The organism is Acinetobacter sp. YH12021 (genome assembly GCF_013420145.1).
In the GTDB taxonomy this organism is placed as follows: domain Bacteria; phylum Pseudomonadota; class Gammaproteobacteria; order Pseudomonadales; family Moraxellaceae; genus Acinetobacter; species Acinetobacter towneri.
On sequence record NZ_VOYT01000069.1, the window covers coordinates 1 to 1,365 of the forward strand.

General features: G+C 40.0%; 1 protein-coding gene and 1 pseudogene. Both read left to right on the forward strand.

What is annotated here, in order from left to right:
- Positions 1-556: 556 nt before the first annotated feature.
- Positions 557-649, forward strand: a pseudogene (locus tag FTT91_RS14540) (IS5/IS1182 family transposase); the annotation flags it as partial.
- Between the two features lie 88 nt (positions 650-737).
- Positions 738-1,365 (forward strand): IS21 family transposase (gene istA, locus FTT91_RS14545; RefSeq protein WP_180169703.1); only part of this gene is annotated, 628 nt, incomplete at its 3' end.

Consider the following 1,365-nt stretch of genomic DNA (forward strand, 5'->3'; position numbering starts at 1 on the left):
GTAATGCTTGTCAGGGATTTGTCCATATATGGAAGCGCAGCACTAAAATTACATGTTCCACTAGTACGAAGAACTGATCTGGATTAATTAGCGAGGAAGATGAAATTATAAAGTTACATAACTTATGCAACTTACACAACTTATGTAATCCTGAGGAGAGTGATGCGATGGAAACCTCCCAGTAATGCTTGTCAGGGATTTGTCCATATATGGAAGTGCAGCACTGAAAATTAAACGTCCTACTAGTACGAAGAACTGATCTGGATTAATTAGCCAGGAAGATGAAATTATAAAGTTACATAACTTACGCAATCTTGAGGAGAGTGATGCGATGGAAACCTCTCCCGGTAATGCTTGTCAGGGATTTGTCCATATATGGAAGCGCAGCACTAAAATTACATGTTCCACTAGTACGAAGAACTGATCTGGATTAATTAGCGAGGAAGATGAAATTATAAAGTTACATAACTTATGAACTTATGACTAGGTCTTAATTGAGAAGGGCTTTGTTGCACAAACCCAGCATCAAAAGCTTATTCAGCAATATAATTTCAAAATGAATAAGCCTGCCTCTAAAATCTACCATACAACCAATTGGTCATCCTATAACCGAGCCTTAATTAACCGAGGTAATATTTCCATTTGGTTTTGTTAGCGGCAGTGTAAAAATGACCCCCTAATGGCATTTAAAAACTGCCCCCCTTGGTTAATATAGCGGTCATTTTGGACTGCTCAACATGTTAACTTTGGAGCAAGCAGTGACAATCCAAATACTTCATCAACAAGGTAAATCTATTAAAGCCATTAGTCGTGAACTGGGGGTGTCCCGAAATACCGTACGTAAATATTTACGGCAGAAGGAAACACCTCAGTATCGGCGTACACAACCTAGAACAAGTATTCTTGATCCATATAAACCCTATTTACTCAAACGTGTAAACGCAGCTCATCCTGAATGGATTCCTGCTGTTGTGCTCTACCAGGAAATTTTAAGGTTGGGATATCCAGGAAAGATCAGGATCTTGAGGGAATATCTTGCAACATTAAAATCAGTTGCTAAACCGGAACCGATCATTCGTTTTGAAACCCAACCTGGCCAACAAATGCAGGTAGATTTCACCACGATTCGACGCAACAACTCGACTTTAAAAGCCTTTGTCGCAACATTAGGGTATTCCAGAGCGACTTTCGTGAAATTTTATGATCATGAACGTACCGATGCATGGATCGATGGTCTGGAAAATGCATTTCAGTTCTTTGCAGGAGTACCTCAGGAAATCCTGTTTGATAACGCTAAAACGATCATGATTGAACGGGATGCCTATCAGGAGGGGCAGCATAAATGGAATCCCAAACTGCTCGACT